This is a genomic window from Thermodesulfobacteriota bacterium (assembly GCA_036482575.1).
In the GTDB taxonomy this organism is placed as follows: Bacteria; Desulfobacterota; GWC2-55-46; order GWC2-55-46; family JAUVFY01; genus JAZGJJ01.
Genome location: JAZGJJ010000236.1, coordinates 1 through 7,458 on the forward strand (window position 1 = coordinate 1; position 7,458 = coordinate 7,458).

6 protein-coding genes are annotated in these 7,458 nt (G+C 60.8%); all 6 read left to right on the forward strand.

Annotated features, from left to right (window positions below):
• On the forward strand, positions 1-485 hold a 485-nt coding region (locus V3W31_10445; GenBank protein MEE9615349.1), incomplete at its 5' end, for a 3'-5' exonuclease.
• A 211-nt stretch (positions 486-696) separates the two neighbouring features.
• Positions 697-1,374 carry a hypothetical protein gene (locus tag V3W31_10450; GenBank protein MEE9615350.1) on the forward strand — a complete coding sequence of 226 codons (678 nt, stop codon included), beginning with the start codon at positions 697-699 and terminating at the stop codon, positions 1,372-1,374.
• Positions 1,361-3,322, forward strand: coding sequence for a tetratricopeptide repeat protein (locus V3W31_10455; protein MEE9615351.1), 1,962 nt, complete (start codon positions 1,361-1,363; stop codon positions 3,320-3,322). The genes V3W31_10450 and V3W31_10455 overlap by 14 nt, the downstream gene beginning before the upstream one ends.
• Positions 3,319-6,084, forward strand: a complete 2,766-nt coding sequence (locus V3W31_10460; GenBank protein MEE9615352.1) for a tetratricopeptide repeat protein — start codon at positions 3,319-3,321, stop codon at positions 6,082-6,084. The genes V3W31_10455 and V3W31_10460 overlap by 4 nt, the downstream gene beginning before the upstream one ends.
• Positions 6,085-6,087: 3 nt before the next feature.
• Positions 6,088-7,035 carry a tetratricopeptide repeat protein gene (locus tag V3W31_10465; GenBank protein MEE9615353.1) on the forward strand — a complete coding sequence of 316 codons (948 nt, stop codon included), beginning with the start codon at positions 6,088-6,090 and terminating at the stop codon, positions 7,033-7,035.
• A complete protein-coding gene (locus tag V3W31_10470) occupies positions 7,032-7,337 on the forward strand; it encodes a hypothetical protein (GenBank protein ID MEE9615354.1) in 306 nt (101 codons plus the stop codon). The genes V3W31_10465 and V3W31_10470 overlap by 4 nt, the downstream gene beginning before the upstream one ends.
• Positions 7,338-7,458: the final 121 nt, after the last annotated feature.

Sequence of the window (7,458 nt, forward strand, 5' to 3'; positions counted from 1 at the left end):
GGGTCGAAGAAGGGCTCTTCCCCCACCCGAGAAGCCTCGACAGCGAAGAAGAGCTCGAAGAGGAGCGGCGGCTCTGCTACGTGGGGATGACCAGAGCTCGGAAAAAACTCTTCATGTACTCGGCCAGGACCAGGACGCTCTTCGGGGAGATGCGCTACCGGAGCGTATCGAGGTTCGTGGAAGAGATAGAGCCGGGCCTTATCGATGCCGTGTCCATAAGAGACGAGTACGTTGCGAAAGAAGTGGAGCCGGGGGCGGCGGGCGTCTACGTCGACGACGAGCCCTACTATACGAGCGAGGACAGCCAGCTCGACCCGACAGACGACCCGTTCAGGGTGGGCATGAAGGTGCGGCATCCGAGCTTCGGCACGGGTATTATAAGGATGCGCGAGGGGAACGGCGAGGCGACGAAGCTCACCGTGGACTTCCGCTCGACCGGTCCGAAGAAGCTCATGATAAAGTACGCCTCGCTCGTGCCGGTCTAAGTGCTGCCGCACGGTTAACGCCATAAGCGGCCCCCTCCGATTGCGAATTACGGAGTTCGGATTGCGGGATGGAAAAAAATTTAAAAGCAATTAATTCGCAATTCCCATTCTGAAATCTGTTTGCCCCACCCTCATGGTGTGCCTTGAACTATCGGGCTTTTTGTGCTAAAAATATTGAAACGGGCACGGGCAGCCGTTTGGGTTTGGATATATGACACCCATTCATGGTAAGAACCATACCGGAAGGAGGCGCGCAACCGCAGTATCACTGTGGCTCGCCCTCCTCTTTTTTGTCTTCGCCCCCCCGGCCGCTCCCGCTGCCGGGGAAGAGATACACCAGGACTCCTTCATAAACGAAGACTCCTCCATAAGGGACATCCTCGAAGAGCTCTACGACAACTACGAGACGGTCGACAGGGAGATCCGCGAGCTTGAAGAGGCCGTGGGCGGACTCTCCACCGAGCCGCTCCTCATGCCGCTCACCATCTCCGTAAAGAAACAACCGGGTTTTAGGCTCATATCCGTCGACATAGAGGATAACCGCAGCCAGTTCCTCACCCACATATACTCTATTGAGGAGAACGAGGCCATGGGCGGGGGCGGCAGGCACCAGCTCTTCAAGGGGCCCATAAGGAAAGGCCGTCACCGCCTGCTCATCACCTACCAGTACACCCTCGACGGAGAGGACGTGGACCGCAGTGGCGAGGTCCTCTACAACCTCTTCGTCGAAGACGACCCCGCCCACCTCGAAATGGTCTTCAAGGGCATCGGCGGCGGGGTCGAGGCAAAGCTCCGGAGGATGGACTTCTTCGAGCGGTGGAGGGCACGGGAGGCCGAAGAGAAAGAAGAGGCCGGAGAAAGTATCGGGGAGAATAGTGACAGCCCCTGACCGCCTGGCGATATCCCCTGCGCCTTTAGAGACCATAGCCGCTAAGATGCGGCCGTACAGCAGACTACTCCTTACAGCCGCCATAACAGCTCTCCTCGCCGTCCCGGCCGGGAGCTCACATGCCGAGAACCCCCCTTCCGAAATCGAGACGGCGTCCGTCCAGAGGGACGTCTACGACTTTGAAAGGGCGGAGTTCCTCTACCGCACCGGCGACTACCTGGGCGCGTCGATCTCGCTTGGGAGGATCCTCCGCCGCTCCCCCGACTTCCCCGGGAGAGACAGGGTGGTGGTCCTTAAGTGGCTCTCCGACCTCAGCGTAGGCTACCGGGAAGACCCGCTGCCCACGTTCTCCTCCGCGTCTATGGAGACCGTGCCGGGTTTGGCCCGGATATTCGAAAACCTCTACAGACAGGGGGAGTACCCGACCCTCGCCTCCCTCTCGGAAGGGGTCGAGGGGGGGATCGGAAACTACCTCGGGGCTCTTAGCCTCTATCAGGAAACGAGGTTCGACGAGGCGCTCGAACTCCTCTCGACCGTACCCGACACCTCCCCGGCCCTTCCCTACGCAAAGTTCATGCTCGCCCAGATCCTGACGATAAAGGGAGACCTCCCAGAGGCCGAAAGGCACCTTGAAGAGCTCATCTCCCTCGGAGTCACTGAGCCCGAGGACATGCTCAACCGGGCGCGGCTCTCGCTCGGCTACCTCCTCTTCGAGGGGGGGCGGTTCTCCCGGGCCGACGAGAGCTTTCGCACGGTGGACAGGAGGAGCCGCTTCCATAAACCGGCGCTCATGGGGTCCGCGTGGGCCAGGGTAAAGCTCGGGCGATATAAGAAGGCGCTCTCAACAATTGGCCGGCTCAAGCCGCTCTCCCCTTCCAACCGCGCCGTGCTGGAGCTCATGCTGGCCGAGACCTACTGCCTCTATAAGACCGGGAAGTTCCAAGAGGCCCGGGCCGCCCTGGCAGAGGCCTTGGCGGGCATCCGCACCATGGGGGAAGGGCTTAGACTGATATACGCCGAAGGGGTCCCGGCCGAAGCGCTCCACCTTATCGCCATGGGAAGGGAAGAGGATCTGCTGTCCGAGCCTGACGCGGCCGAAGGCCCTGTAGGCGTCGAAGGGGCCTTCGCCGTGGTAGACGCAGTGGCGCTCCTGGGCAGTAACCCGGAGCTGAACGCGGCCAGGGCCGATTACAGGGCCTTCGAGACCATAACCGGGATATTCGAAAAGAAGGGAGAGGCCGTATACGCGCTCATCGAGGAGATCGAGAAGAACATCGCCGCCCAGAGGGAAAACCTCGCCGACGCGACAAGGCGGACGAAGTTTATACGACGGCTGCTCATACTCCTGGCCTCAAAGGTGCTCGACGAGACGAGCGAGGCGCCGGTCATTAGAAAGGGCGGGGACCACCTGCCCGCCATTGAAGCCGGTATAGCCGCGAGGTGGGAAAAGCGACTTAACCGCCGGCTGACCGGCCTGGAAAAAGATATCGTCCACATGACGGCGCTCGACGGCCAGAGCGGCATATGGTACCTCAACAACACCGTCTACTGCCAGTTCGTCTTCTGGATGGCCACGGACCTTACCAAGTACGAACCCGGGGGCGGATACGGAGAGGGGATACTCGAGAGGATGGTCCTGGACTTGAAGACCGTCGCCGCCGGTGGGGAGATACCCTACGAAAAACTCCTGCCCGAGCTGGAGCTGGCCGTCTTGAAGAGGATAGAGGAGGAGTACGCGCTGCTGGAAAGGCTCGAGGATCTCGGCGACAGGGTCGAGGAAAGCCGGAAAAAGGCCGAACGCGGCATGGAGGAGGCGCTCGGGCTTATCGGCGACGTGGTCTCACGGCGCGCCGGGATGATGAGCTACGAGATGACGCTCCTCGAAAGAAAGGCGCTCGCGGCCCTCAAGGACATCGAGGCGGAAGAAAAGAGGTCGAAGAAGAAATGAGATTCAGGAGACTCCACGCGCTGCTCCTCGTGGCCGTTCTCGCCGGATGCCAGATGGCGCCGGTCAGGATCGAGTTCCGGGAGATAAAAAGCCTCAAGGGGCTGGAGGAATATATGGGGTTGGCCGCCGAGAGCAGGGACTTCTCTCTCGAAGTGCTCAAGATGCTCCTGGACGACTACTTCGCCGAGGCCTCCGAGGTGTTCAAGGAGAGGTTGAACGACTACGAGAAGTTCCGGGGCCTTTACGAAGACGGCAAGCTCGACGAAGAGCCGGCGTTCCCCACGATGGACCACGAAAAGGTTATAAAAGGACTCCGCGCGATAGTGGAGCGCTATCCACACAAGCGGGGAATGGGGGTCGTCCTTTACACCCTCGGCTACGCCCTGCAGGAAGACGGACGGCTGGAAGAGGCCGGCGAGGTGTTCGAAGAGGTCGCGGCGAGCCGGGAGGCGAACCCCTACGGGGAAGAGGTCTCTTTCAGGCTCGGGGAGATATACCTCGATACAGGGCGGACCGGGGAGTCCATCGACGCGTATATGAGGATAACCTCCCACCCCGGCTCGCTCTTCTATGAAAAGGCCCTCTACAAGCTCGGCTGGGCCTACTACAGGCGCGACGACTTCACGGAGGCCATCGTCTTCTTTGCCGGCATAGCCGACAAGTACGAGAAGCTGGACCCGGGGGGTTCCGCCGACCTGAGCCTCCGGGACGAGGCCCTCGATAGTATCGTCATGTGCCTCGGACACATGAAAAAACCGGGGGAGATAGAGGGCGAGATACTGAAACTCCGGCACAAGGGCTACGCCCCCCGGCTCGCCGTCTCCACCGGCAAACTCCTGACCGCGCAGACAAGGTACAAGGAGGCCATATCCGTCTATTCGCTTTTTCAGGACATCTTCCCCGAAGACCCGACGCTTCCGTTGGTCTTTATGGAGATGGCCGGGGCATACGAGAGGCTGAATAAGGCGGCCGAGGCGCTCGCCGCAAAGGAGGCTCTCGTCGAGAGCTACAACCCAACGACCGCGCTATACAGGATAAACTACCCCGACGGCGACCCGGAGGTCGACTCCATAGTGGCCGGGGCGCTGCTTGATGTGGCGGGGGTCTATCACGAGAGAGCGGGTAAGACCGGCAGCCCCAGGTCGCTCGAGGCGGCGGTGGACGCCTACAACCGCTACCTCTCCTACTACCCGGATATTAAGAGCTCCAGGGAGGTGCGCCTGAAACTCGCCGAGGCGTTCTTCGACGCGAAGGAGTACGCCCGGGCCTCGGAGATGTACGAAGCGCTTATGCTCCTCTACAAGGACACCGCCGCGGGCGAGGACGCCGCCTTCGCGGCGGTACTCTCCCACGAGCTCCTTATATCCGGAGGAGACCCAGAACAGGCCGAAGAGACCACCGGCGCCTTAACGAGGATAACCGCCGCCTTCAAGGCCGAATTCCCCGAGAGCAAGAGGACCGAGGAGTTAGTCCACAAGGCGGCCGACCTCTATATGCAGATGGGCCGCTACGACGAGGCCCGGGCGGTCCTCTCTCCGCTGCTCCGCGGCAGTTCCGCCCGGGCCGCGCTTAAAAAGACGGGCGATATCTACACGCTGGAAAAGGACCTGCCGTCGGCCATCGGGGCCTATACCTCGGCCATGAAAATCTCCCCGGACGAAGAGCTGAGGAACGACCTCTCGCAGCTCCACTACATGGTCGCGGTGGAGCACATACAGCGCGAGGAGCCCGACAAGGCCGTCGAGAACTACTTGAAGGTCTTCAATCTACTGAAGGACTCGGGCATAGCGGAAAAGGCCCTTATAAGCGTAGGCCGGATATACCTCGACAGGGGGGACGTAAAGGAATTCCGGACGGTTATGGACCTCCTCAAGAAGAACTATCCGGACTCGGAAGGTACGCTCGCGCTCCTTGTGGCGGCCGGGAAAGGTTTCGAGGAGAAGGGGGAGGCCGTTACCTCGGCCGCGATGTTCGAAGAGGCGGCAAGGGCCGTGGGGACGGGGGGGGGAGCGAGAACGGAATGGGAAGGAGACGAGGCGGAGAGGCTCGTCTTCAAGGCGGCAAGCGTGCTCAAGGAGGCAGGAGAACATACGGAGCTTGAGAGGCTCCTTCAGGAACAGCTCCGCGGCGCGCACATAAGCCCCGGCCGGAGGCCGGAGGCCATGTACATGCTCGCGGAGGTCCGGCTCGCGTCCGGGAAGACCGGGGAGGGGCGGCAGGCACTCACAGCACTTATAAAGGAGGCGGGTACCGCCGGGGCCACGCCCTACGCGGCAAGGGCGCGGGCCATGGTTGCCGACATGAAGCTCGAAGAATTCCTGGCGCTTTCTATAACCCAGCCCTTCAAGCAAAGCCTCAGGAAGAAGGAGACCCTCCTTAAAGAAATACTGGGGGACTATAAGGTAGTGCTCAAGAGCAAGAACGCGGAGCTCCTGCCCGGCGCCTTCTACAAGATGGGTCTCGCGTTCATGAACTTCCGGGACTCGCTCCTCGGCTCGGAAAGGCCGCCGGGGCTCTCCGACGAAGAGCTTGAAGAGTACGCCTTCCTGCTCGAGGAGAGGGCCTATCCGCTCGAAGAAGAGGCCGTCAGGGCCTTCGAGGGGAGCTTAAAAGCTTCGGTCCGTCACGGAGTCAAGTGGGAGGTTACGCGCGACAGTCTCAAGAGGCTCGCGGAGCTCAGGCCGGCCCTCTACCGAAGGGAGCTCGACGTAAAGAACCCGCTCCCCATATTCCACGGGCCGGAGCCCGCAAGGTTAAGGTAGCTAATGACCATTACCGGAAAATGGAGATGTATACTGTTACTCCTGCTTGTGGTATCTTACGGTTGCGGCGCGGCGCAGCCGCTTAAGCCGCCGCTCGTCAAGCCACCCGTCCCTCTGCAGGAGGGCCGGAAGGTCGAGAGCGTAACCGCCACCGCTGCCGAGCGCAAGGAGGCCCTGAAACAGTTCAACGAAGGGCTCGTGAGGATGAATACCATGCCCGAGGAAGCCGTAAAGAGTTTCTCGCTCGCGCTTATGTCCATGCCCTACTTCCCCGAGGCGCGCTACAACCTCGGCCTTACCTTCTTGAAACTCAATGACACGGAGAACGCCAGGAGGGAGATCTTCGAATCGCTTAAGTCGACCAGACAGATAGCGGGGCCGTACGAGGCGCTCGGCGCTATCTACATGGCCGACGGCGAGACGGAAAAGGCCGTGGAGGCCTACGGCTATGCCGCGGCCCTGGAGAGGAGCCCCAGGACGCTCGTTAACCTCGCCAACGCCTACCAGGCCGCCGGGGAACTCGACTCCTCCCTCACCTACTACGAAGAGGCGGAGAGTGAAGACCCGGAAAACCCCTACCTCCACTATAACATGGGCATGCTGCTGCTCGAAAAAGGGAAGGCCTCCGAGGCGGTCGGGAGGCTTAAGCGGGCGCTAACGCTCAGGGAGGACCACCCGGAGGTCCCCCTGACGCTCGCAAAGGCGCTCCTCTTAAGCGGCGACGTCCACGGCGCGCTCGAGATCTATACCGGGATAATGAAGGAAGACCCCGGCCAGACGCTGGTGTACAGGAATATGGGTATAATATACGAGATATACCTGAGGGACTACGACAAGGCCGTCGCCTACTACACGAGCTACCTATCTATGGATGGAGAGGGCGGCGAGGGGGCGAAAGAGGTGCGGGCGTGGATCGACATAGCCAGGGCCAGGGCCGGGAAGAAAAGATGAAGGTATTTCTATTATCATCGGCCATAGTCCTTTTCGCCGGCCTGGCCCTCCCGCCCACCGCCCGTGGGGCGGAACCCCCCGAAGAGGAGCGGGCCGTCAGGGTGATAAAAATAAAAGGGTCGCTGGAGAAGCCGCGCACGCTCTTTATAGTGCCCAAGGCCAGGCTCTGGGACGACGACATACCGAACAAACGCTTTATCGACGAGGTCCTGGAGCCGCTCTATCCCGAGTCGGCACGGCCCGAGTCGGCACGGCCGGAGTCGGCACGGAAAAGGGAGATTACGGAACCGGACAACAACTAAAGAGGAGGTCTGAAGATGGAAATTTTCGCGTCCTTTCTAAGGGAAGGAGGGGTATTCATATACCTCATACTCGCCATGAGCGTCGTGGGAATGGCGATAGTCGTCGAGAGGGTCATATACC

What these genes read in the sequence shown, in the direction of transcription:
- V3W31_10450 (MEE9615350.1), top strand. Translation starts at nt 697, where the DNA reads ATGACACCCATTCATGGTAAGAACCATACCGGAAGGAGGCGCGCAACC.
- V3W31_10460 (MEE9615352.1), top strand. Translation starts at nt 3,319, where the DNA reads ATGAGATTCAGGAGACTCCACGCGCTGCTCCTCGTGGCCGTTCTCGCC.
- V3W31_10465 (MEE9615353.1), top strand. Translation starts at nt 6,088, where the DNA reads ATGACCATTACCGGAAAATGGAGATGTATACTGTTACTCCTGCTTGTG.
- V3W31_10470 (MEE9615354.1), top strand. Translation starts at nt 7,032, where the DNA reads ATGAAGGTATTTCTATTATCATCGGCCATAGTCCTTTTCGCCGGCCTG.